The sequence below is a fragment of the Mycoplasma sp. P36-A1 genome, from assembly GCF_049478495.1.
Taxonomy (GTDB): domain Bacteria; phylum Bacillota_I; class Bacilli_A; order JAJDGJ01; family JAJDGJ01; genus P36-A1.
This window is the reverse complement of sequence record NZ_CP168083.1, coordinates 1,574,604-1,590,437: the sequence shown is the minus strand read 5'-3', so window position 1 is coordinate 1,590,437 and position 15,834 is coordinate 1,574,604. Positions and strand designations below refer to the sequence as shown.

The 15,834-nt window shown below is 25.7% G+C and carries 13 protein-coding genes and 2 tRNA genes; 6 read left to right on the top strand and 9 right to left on the bottom strand.

Annotated features, from left to right (window positions below):
• The 5 genes from ACD762_RS07825 to ACD762_RS07805 all read left to right on the top strand — a co-directional run bounded on the left by ACD762_RS07825 (position 1) and on the right by ACD762_RS07805 (position 4,532).
• On the top strand, positions 1-1,143 hold the full coding sequence (locus ACD762_RS07825; protein WP_423363426.1) for a hypothetical protein: 1,143 nt from the start codon (positions 1-3) through the stop codon (positions 1,141-1,143).
• A gap of 377 nt (positions 1,144-1,520) precedes the next feature.
• Entirely contained in the window at positions 1,521-1,784 is a 264-nt protein-coding gene (locus ACD762_RS07820; protein ID WP_423363425.1) for a hypothetical protein, read from the top strand.
• Positions 1,785-1,848: 64 nt separating this feature from the next.
• Positions 1,849-2,925, top strand: coding sequence for a hypothetical protein (locus ACD762_RS07815; RefSeq protein WP_423363424.1), 1,077 nt, complete (start codon positions 1,849-1,851; stop codon positions 2,923-2,925).
• Positions 2,926-3,148: 223 nt separating this feature from the next.
• Entirely contained in the window at positions 3,149-3,391 is a 243-nt protein-coding gene (locus tag ACD762_RS07810) for a hypothetical protein (protein WP_423363423.1), read from the top strand.
• Position 3,392: 1 nt separating this feature from the next.
• Positions 3,393-4,532 carry a hypothetical protein gene (locus tag ACD762_RS07805; RefSeq protein ID WP_423363422.1) on the top strand — a complete coding sequence of 380 codons (1,140 nt, stop codon included), beginning with the start codon at positions 3,393-3,395 and terminating at the stop codon, positions 4,530-4,532.
• Positions 4,533-4,674: 142 nt separating this feature from the next.
• Here the strand turns inward: ACD762_RS07805 and ACD762_RS07800 are convergent, their stop codons facing one another.
• The 9 genes from ACD762_RS07800 to tdcB form a co-directional block, all read right to left on the bottom strand.
• Positions 4,675-4,932, bottom strand: a complete 258-nt coding sequence (locus tag ACD762_RS07800; RefSeq protein ID WP_423363421.1) for a TIGR03905 family TSCPD domain-containing protein — start codon at positions 4,930-4,932, stop codon at positions 4,675-4,677.
• Between the two features lie 88 nt (positions 4,933-5,020).
• The gene (locus ACD762_RS07795) at positions 5,021-7,369 is read right to left on the bottom strand and encodes an HAD-IC family P-type ATPase (protein ID WP_423363420.1); all 2,349 of its coding nucleotides are present in this window, start codon (positions 7,367-7,369) and stop codon (positions 5,021-5,023) included.
• Between the two features lie 122 nt (positions 7,370-7,491).
• Positions 7,492-9,144, bottom strand: coding sequence for an SdrD B-like domain-containing protein (locus tag ACD762_RS07790; protein WP_423363419.1), 1,653 nt, complete (start codon positions 9,142-9,144; stop codon positions 7,492-7,494).
• Positions 9,145-9,260: 116 nt separating this feature from the next.
• Positions 9,261-10,745: a DUF1846 domain-containing protein gene (locus tag ACD762_RS07785; RefSeq protein ID WP_423363418.1), complete on the bottom strand. Its 1,485-nt coding sequence runs from the start codon at positions 10,743-10,745 to the stop codon at positions 9,261-9,263.
• Between the two features lie 111 nt (positions 10,746-10,856).
• Positions 10,857-10,930, bottom strand: a tRNA-Gly gene (locus tag ACD762_RS07780).
• 47 nt (positions 10,931-10,977) lie between these two features.
• Positions 10,978-11,051, bottom strand: a tRNA-Gly gene (locus tag ACD762_RS07775).
• A 146-nt stretch (positions 11,052-11,197) separates the two neighbouring features.
• Positions 11,198-11,671 carry a hypothetical protein gene (locus ACD762_RS07770; RefSeq protein ID WP_423363417.1) on the bottom strand — a complete coding sequence of 158 codons (474 nt, stop codon included), beginning with the start codon at positions 11,669-11,671 and terminating at the stop codon, positions 11,198-11,200.
• 240 nt (positions 11,672-11,911) lie between these two features.
• Positions 11,912-13,501: an IS1182 family transposase gene (locus tag ACD762_RS07765; RefSeq protein WP_423363416.1), complete on the bottom strand. Its 1,590-nt coding sequence runs from the start codon at positions 13,499-13,501 to the stop codon at positions 11,912-11,914.
• Positions 13,502-13,610: 109 nt separating this feature from the next.
• Positions 13,611-14,615, bottom strand: a complete 1,005-nt coding sequence (gene tdcB / locus ACD762_RS07760; RefSeq protein ID WP_423363415.1) for a bifunctional threonine ammonia-lyase/L-serine ammonia-lyase TdcB — start codon at positions 14,613-14,615, stop codon at positions 13,611-13,613.
• 390 nt (positions 14,616-15,005) lie between these two features.
• On the opposite strand from tdcB, the gene ACD762_RS07755 reads away from it, so the two are divergent.
• Positions 15,006-15,821 carry a tRNA 2-thiocytidine biosynthesis TtcA family protein gene (locus ACD762_RS07755; protein ID WP_423363414.1) on the top strand — a complete coding sequence of 272 codons (816 nt, stop codon included), beginning with the start codon at positions 15,006-15,008 and terminating at the stop codon, positions 15,819-15,821.
• The last annotated feature ends 13 nt before the right edge of the window (positions 15,822-15,834 follow it).

Sequence of the window (15,834 nt, the reverse complement as noted above, 5' to 3'; positions counted from 1 at the left end):
ATGAAAAAGAAAATACTATTTTTAATAATACTACTACAAATATTCTTAATAATAATATTATTACGTGTAAGACAAGTCAATAATGATGATGTATTCACAGCCGACACTACCTTACTTGATAATTTAACTAAAGCTAAATATGTTAAAGAGCAGAAAAACGATATAAAAAATTATAAGGAATATTATATAGATAATAATGATTTTAAAGTTATAAAAGTCAATAATAAATGTACTTTTGCAGATCAATTAAGAAACAGAGGTACTGATTTATCTAATTATTATTATATATATGAAGAGTCAGTTACTATTTATTACTTAGAAAATAATAAATGCAAAAAAATTGTTGAATTACCTAGTATAAATGCTATTTCAATAAATGTTATTAATTTTGAAAATAAGGTGTTAATTAACTTAATGTCATCTGAAACTAATAAGTCTGGAATATATTTAGTAAGTAAAGATGGAGCTAAATTAATAAGTGAATGTAATTACTTTGCTAAGTTTATTGTAAATGATGTAGATAAAACAATCATAGCACTTGAACCTAATGAAGATGAAATGCATATAAAAGAATATTCATATGACGGTAAAAAAATAAATGAAGAATCTCAAAATTATAACTCAAAATATTATGATAATATTTTCGTTTTAGATAACAATACTATAGGATTGATAGAATTTAAATACGAAGCACCAGAAAGTGACAAATTTGATATGGTTATAGAAAAATACCAGAAAGACAAATTTTTTAGCGCTTTAAAAAATGGAAATAAAATAGAAACAAAAAGAATTGAAAAATATAATAGATCAATCACAAACATACAAGTACTTGATGGTCTAATAAGGTTTAGTGGAAGCAGTTTAGATGATGATGGATATAATACTCTTATATGTAGTACTGATTTTGTTAAATGTCACAATTATGAATATGCAATATTATTGAATAATAAATACATATTTATATCTGATCATAAAAATATGAGTATTAATCTTTCTAGATTTGGTGAAAAAACCTATGAAAAAATATTGAGCTATAGTGAATCATTCGAAATTAAAAGTAGTGATAATAATGGAGTTAATTTACTTGTTTATAATGATAAACAACAAAATTTTGAAATTAGATATGACTATCTTGTGAATTAAAGAAATAAAATCAAATAATTAATAAAGGACAACAATAAATTTATTAATGATAGTCCTAATTAATATTATAAGGACATTATAAAAAGGACTAGTTATTCATTTAACTAGTCTTTTTGTGACAGGTAAGATATTTAGTTATATGTAGAAAGATAAGATAAAGAATAGTATAGATAATTGACAACTTGCATGTAAAAACAAGTTATAAAATAACTAGTTTTTATATTACGTATAGTGAATTTTTGTTATAATTAGGTTATCTAAGAGTAATAAATCCATAAAGTATAGTAATGGATTTAATTGTATGATATTTTGAAAGTAAGAAAAGATTAAAAGAGCGCTCATATTAATTTTTCAAAAAAATATAAGGAGAATTGATTATGAAGAAATTAATTGTAGTACTAACAGTGTTTTACTGCGCTCTATTATTAAATATTAATGTTCAAGCTAATGTTAATGAAGTGATCTCAGAAGAAATAATACAATCAGAACAAGAGTTATTATTTCAAATACTAATAAAAAAACTATACCCATATAATGAATATGGTAATAAACCAAATAAAGGGATAGTCAAAGCAAAAAAAGGTATAACTAGAGTAATAATACGTAATCAACCAGCTGCAGCTAAGATGATATTGGTTTAATATGAAAAAGAAAATACTATTTTTAATAATACTATTTCTATCATTCTTAATATTATTTTTGCTTATGAGGCAAACCCAAGTTAATGATGTATTCACTTCAAAGACTATTGTTATAGAAAATATAACTGAAGCTAATTATGTTAAAGAAAAAAAGAATGATGTAAAAAATTATAGTGAATATAAAATTAGTAACACTAATTTTGAAGTAGTAAAAAATGAAAATGCTTGTAAATATAAAGATCAATTAAAAGGATTAGATGTTGATTCATCTAACTACTATTATACATATGAAGAATCAGTTATTATATATTATTTAGAAAATGGTAAATGTAAGAAGATCGCAGAATTACCAAATGTAGCAGCAATATCGATTAATATTAGAAATTTTGAAGATAAGGTAATAATAAATACTATGTCTAGAGAACCTAATAAATCTGGGATATACTTAGTTAATAAAGATGGAGCAAAATTAATAAGTAAATGTGAGTATTTTGTTAAGTTTATTGTAAATGATATTGATAAAACGATCATAACACTTGAACCTAATGAAGATGATATGTATATAAGAGAGTATAATTATGATGGTAAAAAAATCAAGGAAAGAGTTCAAAACTATAACTCAGATTACTATGATGATATCTTTGTTTTAGATAGTAATACTATTGGAGTGATTGAATTTAAATATGAGAATTTAGAAGTTGAAGAATCTGATATGGTAATTGAAATCTATGAAAAAAATAATTTTTTTAGTAAAATGGAAAATAAAGATTTTATTAAAACTAAGATTTATGAAAACTTTGAAATAAGAGTCACTAACATACAAGTAATAGATGGCTTAATTAGTTTTGATGGAAGTGGTTTAAACGATAATGATTTTACAACATTAATATGTACAACTGATTTTGAGGAATGTAATAATTATGAATTTGCGATATTATTGAAAGATAAATATATTCTCATTTCTAAAGGTGAAGATAGAAGCATTAAGCTTTCTAGATTTGGTGGAAAAACATATGAAAACATTTTAAGCACAGTTGATTCATATCAAGTTAACAGTAGTGACAAGAATGGATTTAATTTAATTGTTTATAATGATGACTATCAAAATTTTGAAATTAGATATGATTATCTTAAAAATTAAAGGATTAATAGTATAGATAAATAATAATTAATATATAAAGACTAGTTATAAATTAACTAGTTTTTATATTACGTATAGCAAATGTTTGTTATAATTAAGTTATCTAAGAGTAATAAATCCATAAAGTATAGTAATGGATTAAAATGTATGATAATTTGAAAGTAAGAAAAGATTAAATGAGCGCTCATATTAATTTTTCAAAAAAATATAAGGAGAATTGATTATGAAGAAATTAATTGTAGTATTAACAGTGTTTTATTGCGCTCTATTATTAAATATTAATGTTCAAGCTAATGTTAATGGAGTGATCTCAGAAGAAATAATACAATCAGAACAAGAGTTATTATTTCAAAGACTAATAAAAAAAGTGGGCACATATAATGAATATGGTAAAAAACCAAATAAATGTATAGCAAAAGTAACCATTAAAAACCAACCTGCAGCTACTAAGATGATATTGGTTTAATATGAAAAAGAAAATATTATTTTTGACACTACTTGTACCAACACTATTATTATTATTTTTATTCATAAGGCAATTCATAAATAATGATATGCTCACCGCAAAGACTACCTTACTAGGTGATTTAAAAGAGACTAAATATATTAAAGAAAAAAAGAATAATGTAAAGAATTATAGTGAATATTATATAAATAATTCAAATTTTGAAGTAGTAAAAAATGAAAATGCTTGTAAATATAAAGGTCAATTAAAAGGATTAGATGTTGATTCATCTAACTACTATTATATATATGAAGAATCAGTTATTATATACTATTTAGAAAATGATAAATGTCAGAAAATCGCAGAATTACCCAATGTAGACGCTATATCGATTAATATTAGAAATTTTGAAGATAAAGTAATAATAAATATTATGTCTAGAGAACCTAATAAATCTGGGATATACTTAGTTAATAAAAATGGGGCAATATTAATAAGTAAGTGTGAGTATTTTGCTAAGTTTATTGTAAATGATGTTGATAAAACGATCATAACACTTGAACCTAATGAAGATGATATGTATATAAGAGAGTATAATTATGATGGTAAAAAAATCAAGGAAAGAGTTCAAAACTATAACTCAGATTACTATGATGACATCTTTGTTTTAGATAGTAATACTATTGGGCTGATTGAATTTAAATATGAGAATTTAGAAGTTGAAGAATCGGATATGGTAATTGAATTCTATGAAAAAAATAATTTTTTTAGTAAAATGGAAAATAAAGATTTTATTAAAACTAAGATTTATGAAAACTTTGAAATAAGAGTCACTAACATACAAGTAATAGATGGCTTAATTAGTTTTGATGGAAGTGGTATAAATGGTAACGAGTTTACAACATTAATATGTACAATTGATTTTGAAGAATGTAATAATTATGAATTTGCGATATTATTGAAAGATAAATATATATTCATTTCTGAAAATGAAAATATGAGTATTAATATTTCAAGATTTGGTGAAAAAACGTATGAAAAAATACTAAACTTCAGTGAAGCATTTTTAATTAATAATAGTGATAATGATGGATTTAACTTAACTGTTTATAATGACAAACGAGACAATTTTGAAATTAGATATGATTATCTTGAAAATTAAAAGATAAATAACTATGATATTATAAGAAAGTTTCAAAGAATTTTTAAGATTGATTGGTTAGTGTCAATTTTATTATACTAAGCATTTATATAAAAAAAGCAAATTATTCTAGTAGAGATAATTTGCTTTTTGTTTATTTTATTTATTGTACTGATTCTTCACTTGCTTGCATTACAAATTTAGATAGTTCAGCAGCACATGATGTACTACGTTTTCCACAAGTTATTGTAGATAACTTTGACTCTATTTGAGTTGCTGTAAGACCATCAACTAAGATTGGAATTGCCTTTAAATTTCCAGGGCAACCTCCTTCAAATTCTACATTAGTTACAACTTCTCCATTTAAATCGAATTTAATGAATGAGGGACATACACCATTTGTTTTGAATTTATGCTTCATTAGTTCAACTCCTTATGTTAGTATTTACTACTATTTATATCTTACTAGATATTACCTGAAATGTAAATGTTGCTTTTATATCTATTATTTATTTCTTCTTTTTAATAAGTAGATTATTAATTCTCTTACTTTTATTTAAGAAGTTAATTATAGGATATCTGATTATTTTTAAAATAAATAAAGATAATGCAGCTGCTAGTAAAAAGTAACTAAATGTTGTAAGGTTAAATACCTCTAATCTGAAATGATGTATATTTAAAATTAATATTGTAGTAAATAGAATAATTGATATCATTAAAACAATGTATCGGTATATACTTAGTGGTTTGCTTTGTTGAATTACTGTTAAATATGTTATAAAAGCTACGATAGTATATAATAGAGTTGTTTTTTGTATTTCTGATAAGTAGTCAGTTACTGGTAGATAATGTATTACTAAATACATTATAAAAATTGTTATAGCATTAGGTATTGCCCTTGCTAAAGTTGATACTAAAAAATTGTTTTTAATTTTAGTATTGTCCCATTCAAAAGTCAAAAATATTGAAGGTATTCCAACAATGCATGCATTTATTAGAGTAACTTGTATTGGAATGAAGGGAAAAGTGCTTGAAAGTAATATTGAAAAGAGAGTAAATAGACCTGAATAGATTGTTTTAACAAAGTATATTGGTGCAACTCTAGTGATATTATTAATGACTCTTCTTCCTTCATTTACAACCATAGGTAAAACATCAAAATTTAAATCTAGAAGTACTAATTGTGCAACACTTATTGCTGCATCGGCACCTTTCCCCATAGCTATAGAACAATCAGCACTTTTTAAAGCTAAAACATCATTTACACCATCTCCTGTCATTCCAACAGTGTAATCAAGAGATTGAAGTTTTTTTATAATAATTCTTTTCTGTTCGGGATTTGCTCTTCCAAATACGGTATAATCATTTGCAATTTCTTCTAAATGGTTATTAGCTATATTTGTTAAATCGATATACTTACTAGCGTTATCTATATTAGCATCACTGGCAATTTTAGAAACTGTTTTTGGATTATCTCCAGATATAATTTTAATATTAACCCCTTGTTTTTTGAAATAACTAATTGTAGCTGCAGCACTATCTCTTAGTGGATCTAACATTGTTATTAAAGCTATTGGTTTTATATCATCATTTAAGACATCTTTATTACCTATTTTTTCACTAGAACCTAATAGGATAATTCTTTGACCACTATTAACAAGTTCATTCATTAATGGTGGAATGTTATTATATGTTAATATTTCTGGTGCACCTAAATAGTATGTTATATCTTTAAAAGAAGTACTACTCCATTTTTTCTGGGAGTTAAATGGTGATTGTGTAATAAATTCATGGATGCTATCAGGTTTAAAGTATTCTATCAAAGCTTTGTATGTTGAATTTTTTTCTTTAGAAACACTTAAATATTTTTTCATTATTTGATTAACATCATCAAGGGTTGTATTTTTTGATAAAGGATATATGTTTACTACTTGCATCTTTCCTTGTGTAAGTGTTCCTGTTTTATCTAAGCAAAGCATATCTACTCTTGAAAGGTTTTCTATTGCTGAAAGTTGTTGAACTAGCACATTATATTTTGCTAGTCTTGTAACTCCAATACTCATTGAGGCTGTTATTAGTAAAACTACACCTGTTGGAAGCATTCCTATTATTGAAGCACTTGATGTAATTACTGATGTTGTAATGTCTTTATTTTCTAAAATACTAGTTAAGAGTAATAGTAAGGCCGCTGGGACTATTATTAAAGTTGTAAGCTTTATTAACTTATTCATTGATTGCAATAATATAGATTCATCTTGCTTTTGCTTCTTAGATTCTATTGCAATCTTTTCTGCAAAATTATTTGCTCCTACATTTTTAATTTTTACTAAGGCATTTCCAGATATGATAAAGCTTCCTGATAATAATTCATCATTTTGATATTTATATAATGATTTAGATTCTCCTGTTAATAATGATTCATTTATCTCTAAGCTTCCTTCTTGTATTACACAATCACATACAACTTGATCTTCTGCTTCTAAGATCATAATATCATCAACTACTAGTTGAGTTCTATGTATATCTTCTATTTGATTATCTCTTATAACTTGTACTTTCTCTTTAGCAACAATTGATAACTTTTCAACAGTCTTTTTAGCTCTTATTTCCTGGATTATACTAGTTAAGGTATTTGCAATTACAATTAAATAAAAGAAAGTATTTAAATAGGCCTGTACTAATAGAAGTGCAACAAAAACGATGGTATTTATTATGTTGAAGGTTGAAAAAATATTATCTTTAATTATTTCTTTATTTGTTTTACTGTAGGTTGCATTGTAATCATTTGTTTGCTTGTTTTTAATCCTTTGATTAACTTGCTCATAACTAAGACCAGGATTATTATATGTATTTTCCATTTTAACACCTCTTTGTACTGTATTTATAATAATTGTAACATACCATGTTATAAAATGATGTTGATATTAACTTCTTGCTTTTAGATAAAAAAAAGCATTAGCATTGCTAACACTTTATTTTCTTATATAGAATGTCTTTTATTAAGATAAAAACGATACACTTGGATAACTGCTAGCAATAGAACTAGTAATAATAGTATTATTAAACTATCTACATCTTTATTAACATTGCTATTTATTAGTGTAGGTGTATTGGTTACTGCTATTGTAGGAGCTTTTGTATTTTGTTCTATTTTATTATTTAAAGCTATTTTTTTAGAAGTATAACTTGCACTATTCCCTGCTAAATCAGTTGCACTTATGCTGATAGTATATTTATTATTACTTAAGCTTTTTAGTATATTATTATCAAATTCTGAACTATTGCTATTTATAACAATATTATTTGAGTTGTCCATTACTTGATAATTAATTTTTATATTTGAATCTAAATTATCACTAGCACTCATTTTAATATGAGGATAATCATCTATATTTTTGACTTTGAAATAAATTATTGGTTTTGTATTATCGATAGTAAATTCATGCTTTTTGATTATAGATTTATTTTTAGATGCATCTATTGCATAATATTGTATTTCATATTTTCCATCATTTTTAGGAATGGTTAACTTATCACTTTTATAGACATGTTTAGTACTTAAGTTAGTTATTTTAAAGTTTGCACTTACTTTAGTGCTAGCATCTTCTAGGTTGGATACCTTTATATATGTTGGATTAAAGCCATTACTAGTACGATTACTTGTTATTTTAATTGAAGGTATATCAATATCAACTATATCAAAATCGATATTATTATTACTTTTAGAAATGACAATGTTTTTATTCTGAGTTAATTTATTGTTGTTTGAAAATCTAAAGTTAGTAGTGTTATTATTAGTTGCTACAAGCTTATATTTTTGATAGGGCAAATATAAGTCTTTGAACTGATAATCACCTGATGATTTTGAGTATATTGTGGTAATAAGATTATTATTACTATCTAATAGTTTAAAGCTAAAATTTGTAAGCGTTGTTGTTAGATTATTGTTTGAAATTCTTTTATTATAAATATCATTTAATTGTAACTTTCCTTGTACACTAACTTTTTTAGTTGCAGCAGTAATAACAAAATCTGCACTATTTGTGCGTTTGTAATTATCAATATAGGCAACTTTTATTTTATAGATGCCTTCCACTTCTGCAAGACAATTAACCGTTATATTTGTATGTGTGCATTTCAAATTGTTATTATTAGTGATTACATTAGTTATATTTGCATTTTCAAATAAATGGTTTAATGTTATTACCTTGTTCAAAGGTAGTCCTAAAGCACTTTTATTATTAGTAATACTTTTATTAGCATAACCAATATTAATTTTTGAATCGCTAGTTGTGTACATATCGCTTTTAAAGTTATTAGCATTGGTATAGTTATTTGAAGTGTTGATATCTAAAGTTTTATTATTTATTTTTTCTAATTTTAAGTAAAAAGGTTTATTAGTTTTTTCCATTTTATAATAGCCTTTTTTATTTGTGCTAGTACTAGTAATTAGCTTGTTAGAGCTGTTATACATTTTAATTTTTATATTTGCTAGTGTTTTCTCATTTTTGTCAAATTTTCCATTTATGTTGGAATCTTTATAAACTGTTCCACTTATATATTCTTTTCCTGCTATGTTTAATGGCAAAGAAAAAAGTACTATTAGTAAAAACAGTATACTTATTTTTTTCATATTTAGTTTACCCTCATTTTTCACTTTTAATCTTTAATACAATTATAACTTAAAGTTGTGTATAAATAAAGGAATAAATAAAACTGTGATCAAAAATCACAGTTTATGTTCGATATTTATTTATGAAATAGCTTTTTTGTTGAATATTGTGGTTCACTAGTTAAATTAATTTTTAATTTTCTTAATACATTTTTATCTACTTCTGTTAATATTACAGTTGAGTGAGCTTCGGCACCAGCCAATTTTTTTAGTTGTTGTAATGCTTTATGTGATATAGGATTTGTTGTTGCTGAAACTGCTAAGGCAATTAAAACTTCATCTGTATGTAATCGAGGATTTTTATTTCCTAAATTGTTAGTTTTTAAGTCTTGAATTGGGTTTATAATGTTTGGTGAGATAAGTGGAATATCTTCATCAATTTTTGCTAATACTTTTAAGGCATTTAATAAAGCAGCAGAAGCGCTACCTAATAGTGAAGATGTTTTTCCAGTAACTATTACACCATCATTTAACTCAAAGGCAAAAGCTGCATCATTTGTTTCTTCTGCTTTTAACAAAGCTGGTTTGACACATTTACGATCTTCAATTGATACTTGTGCTTGTGACATTATTAGTTCTATCTTTTCAATAGTTTGTTGAGTTCCAGTATTTTTTTTGAATTCTTCTAAAGCAGCATAGTATCTTCTGATTATTTCATCTTTACTTGCTTGTTGAGCTGCTTGTGCATCAATAATGGCATAACCTACCATATTAACTCCCATATCAGTTGGTGATTTATATGGTGATTCACCAGATATTTTCTCAAACATAGCTTTTAAAACAGGGAATATTTCTACATCTCTGTTATAATTTACAGTAGTTTCATTATAAGCTTCTAAATGGAAAGGATCAATCATGTTTATATCATTTAAATCAGCTGTTGCAGCTTCATAAGCAAGGTTAACTGCATCTTTTAATGGTAAATTCCAAATTGGAAACGTTTCATATTTAGCATATCCTGCTTTTATATTTCTTTTATGCTCATGATAAAGTTGTGATAAACATGTTGCCATTTTTCCAGAACCAGGACCTGGAGCAGTAACAACAACTAAAGGTCTTTCTGTTTCGACATACTCATTTTTTCCAAAGCCTTCATCACTAACAATATGTGATATATTACTTGGATATCCTTCAATTGGATAATGATAATATGTTTTAACACCAAGTTTATTTAATAGTGAACAGAATTTATCTGTGCTTGGTTGATTAGCATAATGTGTTATGACAACACTTCCTACATATAATCCAGTATCTTGAAAGGCATCTATTAATCTTAATGTATCTTCATCATAAGTAATTCCTAAGTCTGATCTTACTTTATTTTTTTCAATATCATTTGCATTTATAGCAATTATTATTTCAACTTGATCTTTTAAAGTTAATAACATTCTAAGTTTTGAATCTGGTAAGAAACCTGGTAACACTCTTGAGGCATGAAAATCATCAAATAATTTACCACCAAACTCTAAGTATAATTTGTTATCAAATTTAGAAATCCTTTCTAAAATATTTTCAGATTGCATTTTTAAGTATAAGTCATTGTCAAAAGCTATTTTTTTCATTTTTATATCTCCTATATATTTTTTTATATATGTTTTATGATTTTAAGAACATAAAACAAAAAACATGAATCAATTCAACGAAATGTTAAATTATTCATGTGGTCTCTAAAATGGAGCGGGTGAAGAGAATCGAACTCTCACAGTCAGCTTGGAAGGCTGAAGTTCTACCATTAAACTACACCCGCAAATATTTTGTTTGTGATTCTTTAAATAAGTCTTATTAATATATTAATGGAGCGGGTGAAGAGAATCGAACTCTCACAGTCAGCTTGGAAGGCTGAAGTTCTACCATTAAACTACACCCGCATCACAAGAGTAATTGTATAATATATCTGGGTCTAAGTCAATACTAATATTTAAAAATATCGTAAATTAACTATAAATAAACAATATTAACTAGTAATAAGTAGATAAAAAAAAGTTTAATGCATTTTCGCATCAAACTTGTGCTTTTAGACAGTTTTGTGGTTGTGTATTGCTGAGATTGTAATGTAATCTTCTTTTACTTTTGAAGGAGAACTTTCAAAGATATCTTGAGGTAGTTTAACTCTAAACATCCAGTCTTCAATTTCAAATACTGAAATATCATCGTTTGCTTGTTTAAGTATTTCTATTTTATCAGAAACATCTATATCATAAAATTCTTTATACATTGATGCTTGTTCTTGTGGCATTACTTTAATTTTTCCACATACTAAAAAATTGATGCTTAATAGTTTGTTGTGACTAGAAAGAAGTTTTGTTTTAACATTAACCTTACTACTATCAACACCAAGTTTTTGTAGTAATTGTTTTATTTCTTTAATAGAAATAGCATTAAAAAAATCATTGTTTTCTTTATTAATTAAAAATTCATTTTGACTATAATAATGTTGTGTTGCCTGTTGATCGTATTCGATTGTCCATGGCTTTAAATCTAGTAACATAATTTTAATCCTCCATTTTTTATTGTCAAAGTATTATATATAATGTTTAACTTACTAGTTTAAAGTTTTGCTTATAAAACAGTTAATATATTTGTTGTACACATACAAAAAAAGAGGCTGTAATGCATTGATTTAATAATCATGCATTATAGCTTTTTTAGTTTTAATACAGAATTTGTTCAGTTATTAATATATTTCATAAAAAAAGGCATTATTAAAAAGCCTATCACGATATTCAGTTTAAATATATCAATTAAGCTTAATTCTGCTTTTTTTATTATGATATTTTTTTATGTTATATCCTATACATATTAGTAAAAGCTCAGTTTTGACATTCTCTATCTTTTTTCTATGTATTCTAGTGTATTGATAATCTTGTTTAATTATTCCAAATGTTCCTTCTGCTTGGATACTTCTTTGTTTTCTTAAGTTACTACCAAAATCTCCTGTAAGGTTTTCATTTACTTTTTTGTACATTTCTTCAAGCTCAGGTGTAACTGTTATCATTCTATTTCCTGCAGCTTTAGTGCATTCTGATTTGACTGGACAGTCATTACATTTAGTGCATTCATATTTATATTGTTTTTTTCCGTAGCCATTTACATCTATTATATTTTCACTTATTAAAACATTAAACTCTTGATTTTCAGGACAAATTTTGAATCCATTTTCTGATGTTTTAAAGTTAATAGCTTGATATTTTTTCTTCTTAACAAAAGTTTTATCAAAATTAACTTTATTGAATAATGGGTATTTTAAAGTTAATTCCATATTGTGTTCTTTACAATATTTATAGTTTTCAAAACTACCATATCCAGCATCACCTACTGGATACTGTGGATAACTTTTATATTTAGATTTATACAAATCCATTAATGGAATGAATGTTCTCAAATCATTGGCACACTGAAATATATCTGCAACCATTATATATTCACTTGAAACTCCTACTTGGATATTATACCCTGGTTTAAAAACTCCAGTATTGTTATAATAATCATATTTCATGTGCATGAAAGTGGCATCATGATCAGTTTTAGAGTAACTGTTTCTATTTTCAAATATTTTAAAATGTTCTTCATATTTAGCTAATCTTGAATAATAATCATTTATTTTTTCATGTTTTCTTTGTAAATCGTGTTTTCTAGATCCTTTTCCATAAACAAACTCAATTTTTTGTTTTTTTATATTTATTTCAATATCTTCTACTATTGTTTTTAAGTATGTTGATTTATATTTATTTTTAACTGGAAAATATTGATCATAACATTTATTATATTCTACTATGAAAGTTGAAACATTAGTAAATAGTTTTTGTTGAAATTTTTCAACAGCTTTACGCCATACAAAACTAGTCTTTTTAGCATTGGCTTCAAATTTAGTACCATCTATATAAAGTTTTGAAGTATCAATTGAATCATCACAAGAGATAATATATTTATTTATATCATAAAATATATTTTCTATATTTTTATCAACTAAATTTTCATTTATAAATGTTGCGAAAGCATTGTGAGATGGAGTCTTCATATTACAAAGACTCATAAATCGTATGTCTGTTTTACATGCTTGTTCTATTTTTCTTAAAGAATAAATTTGGTTAGTATATGCAAATAAAATAACTAGTAACATCATTGTAGGATCATACCCTTGATTACCTCTATGGTATGATCGAGTTATGTATTTTGATAAATTAAATCCTTTCATTAGTTCTACAAATGAATGTACTACATCATCAGCTGGTGAAATTACTTCTACTTCTAGTGGTAAAATAAGCTGAACTGGTTTATAATTAAAAGCATAATTGTTATTGAGTAATTCGGTATTCATATATCAATTATACTAAAAAGGAAGAACGTTTTCTCTACATTGAGTAAACATTCTTCCTTTTATTGTATAGAACTATATATGCTAATGCATTACAGCCCCTTGATAATTATTATTTTTCTCTTTCTACATACTCTTTTGCGATAAAGTGATCACATACACCTGCCACTCTAGCTAAATCAACATTTCCTCCTGATAAAATTGCAACTACTTTTTTACCAGTAATAGCATGATTAATTTTTCCTGAGTGAACTGCTGCTGTAGCTAATGCTCCGGCACCTTCAACTACAACTTTACCACGTTGTAATAAGTCTTTTAAAGAAGTAGCAATTTCATCTTCTGTAACAGTAACAATTTCATCTACTAATTGACTTGTGATTTGGAAAGTTAAGTCTCCTGGAACAGCCACTGCACAACCATCAGCCATAGTAGGCGCTACATAGTGTCTTACTATTTTATTTGCATCATAACTTGCTTTCATTCCATGAACATTTTCTGCTTGAACACCAATAATTTTAACATTAGCATTAAATGATTTAATAGCAACTGCAATACCAGAGATGATTCCACCACCACCAATTGGTACAATTACAGTATCTACATCATATAAATCTTCTAATATCTCTAGTCCAATTGTTCCTTGTCCAGCAATTACAAATGGATCATCATAAGGATGTAGGAATGTTTGTCCTGTTTCATTTGCGATTCTCATACATTCATCTTTACATTCATCAAAAGTTTCTCCGTATAAGATTACCTCTGAACCATAACTTTTTGTTGCATCAACTTTGGCTTTAGGTGCCGTTGTAGGCATTACTATAGTTGATTTAATTCCTTGTAAGTGTGCTGATAAAGCAACACCTTGAGCATGGTTACCTGCAGAACATGCAATTACACCATGTGATTTTTCTTCTTCAGTTAAAGTTGAAATTTTATAGAAAGCTCCTCTGAATTTAAATGAACCTGTTAATTGTAAATTTTCTAACTTTAAATAAACATCTCCTTTTGTTAAAGAAGAGAAGAAGAATGATTTAATTAATGGGGTACGACGTGCATTATCTTTTAATACCTCTTGTGCTTTTCTTACATCTTTTAGTCCTACAATACTTGTTACCATAATATTTTAGTTCCTTTCATTATTTATTTTTTTGTATATAATATAAAAACTATAATTAATTATTATATACGTATAGTTTTTTCTGCTTTTACATCTATATTATAACAAGTATCTTGAAATAAACAACCTTTTTTTATAAAAGTATTATATGTGTAGTTTTTTTCACTTATTCTAGTACTAATTTAAGCTTAATTAAAGGGTTTTTTAATAAATTACATTTTTTAAAAATGTTAAGTATACTGTGAAAATAACACATAAAGTTACGATACATATCATTATGTTTACTTATAGTAACATTACACCGGAATTTAAGCATAATATATACCTTAATATATCATTGAAGTATATATTTAATAATGGTATAATTTTCTAGTTAAGAAGGTGAAAAACATGGAAGAAAAAGTAAGTTTAAAAGAAATAGAAAGATCTATTATAAAAAAATATCGTGGTAAGTTATGGGCACCATTTGTTAAAGCAATCAATGAGTTTGATATGATACAAGATGGTGACAAAATTGCAGTTTGTGTTAGTGGTGGAAAGGATTCTATGTTACTTGCAAAACTATTTCAAGAGTTGCAAAAACATGGTAAAAAGAAATTTGATTTAGAGTTTATTGCAATGGATCCAGGTTTTTCAGAATTTGATAAAGCTATGATGATTGAAAATTGTAAACATTTGAATATTCCAATTCATTTGTTTGAGACAAATATATTTGCAGTAATTGAAAAAAAGGCAGCTGATTTTCCTTGTTACTTATGTGCAAGAATGAGAAGAGGTCATTTATATGGTTTTGCACAAGAATTAGGATGTAATAAGATTGCTTTAGGTCATCATTTTAATGATGTAATTGAAACTACTATGATGAATGTTTTATATGCAGGTAATTTTAAGACTATGATGCCTAAATTAAAATCAACTAATCATGATGGTATGGAATTATTAAGACCAATGGTGTATGTTAGAGAAAAAGATATTATTAACTATACTAAACAAACTAGCCTTTCACCAATGAATTGTGGATGTGTTGTAGCAGCTGGTAAAACAGCAAGCACTAGAGCACATATTAAGCAATTTATTAAGGATTATAAAGATATATTTGATGATGTTGATAAATCAATTTTTGCTGCAGGAACTAATGTTAATATGGATACAATTATTGGATATGTTAAAGATGGAGAAAAATATTCATTCTTAGATGAATATTAAGAAATAGGAGGTA